This is a genomic window from Streptomyces sp. NPDC059169, from assembly GCF_042755225.1.
Taxonomy (GTDB): domain Bacteria; phylum Actinomycetota; class Actinomycetes; order Streptomycetales; family Streptomycetaceae; genus Streptomyces.
Genome location: NZ_JBHZCF010000059.1, coordinates 1 through 1,219 on the forward strand (window position 1 = coordinate 1; position 1,219 = coordinate 1,219).

Here is a 1,219-nt window from a genome sequence, read left to right on the forward strand (position 1 = left end):
TGTGCTGGAAGGCATATGTCGGCAGGTCGACGACACGAGCGTCGGCGGGGAGGGTCTGCTCCCAGTCCACGGCCGCACCAGCGGCATACGCCTGACCGGCAGAAGTCAGGAAACGATCCCAACCACCCTCACCACGCCGCAGGCTCCCGATGACCGAAACACCACGGGAACCAGACACCTCCACGGTGTCCTCAAGACCGACAGTGAGAACAGGATGAGGACTGACCTCGACGAACAACCCGTAACCCTGATCAACAAGCGCAGCCGTCGCGTCAGCGAACTCCACCGTCTGACGCAGATTGCGATACCAGTACCCCCCATCCATCACCGTCGTGTCCAACCACCCACCCGTGACCGTCGAGAAGAACGGAACCACCGAATCCCGCGGAACAACCGGAGCCAGAACCTCCAACAGCTCCGCCTCCAACTCCTCCACATGCACCGAATGCGACGCATAATCCACCGGAATCACCCGAGCCCGGACACCATCCGCCTCACAACCAGCCACCAACGCCTGCAAAGCATCCGAATCACCCGACACCACCACAGCCGACGGACCATTCACCGCAGCAACAGAGACCCGACCACCAAACCCCCCGATACGCTCACGCACCGCATCCACCGGCAACCCGAGCGACACCATCCCACCACGCCCCGACAACACCCGAATCGCCCGCGACCGCAACGCCACAACACGAGCAGCATCACCCAAAGACAACGCACCCGCCACACACGCAGCAGCAATCTCACCCTGCGAATGACCAACAACAGCCGCCGGCTCCACACCCAGAGAACGCCACAACCTCGCCAACGACACCATCACCGCAAACAACACCGGCTGAACAACATCCACACGCTCCAACCACGCACCACCCCCATCCCGCAACACCTCACCCAACGACCAATCAACAAACGGCGCCAACGCCTCCTCACACTCAACCAACGCATCAGCAAACACACCCGACACCCCAGCCAACTCCACCGCCATCCCCAACCACTGCGAACCCTGACCCGGGAACACAAACACCACACCCGAGCCCAAAGAACCACCAGCACCAGCACCAGCGTTGTCGGCCAGATCCCGCAGACCGGCGACCAGCACCTCCTGACTGGACCCGACGACAACCGCCCGGTGAGCGAACGACGCACGCGAACGGACCAACGAAGCAGCCACATCCACCGCACGCACCCCCTCCCCTACACCCGCACCCGCACCCGC

1 protein-coding gene is annotated in these 1,219 nt (G+C 63.0%); it reads right to left on the minus strand.

All coding sequences use genetic code 11. From position 1 onward, the window contains the following. Positions 1 to 1,102: acyltransferase domain-containing protein (locus tag ACFXOM_RS35585; RefSeq protein WP_385041652.1), on the minus strand; the 1,102-nt coding region annotated here is incomplete at its 3' end. Between the last annotated feature and the right edge of the window lie 117 nt (positions 1,103 to 1,219).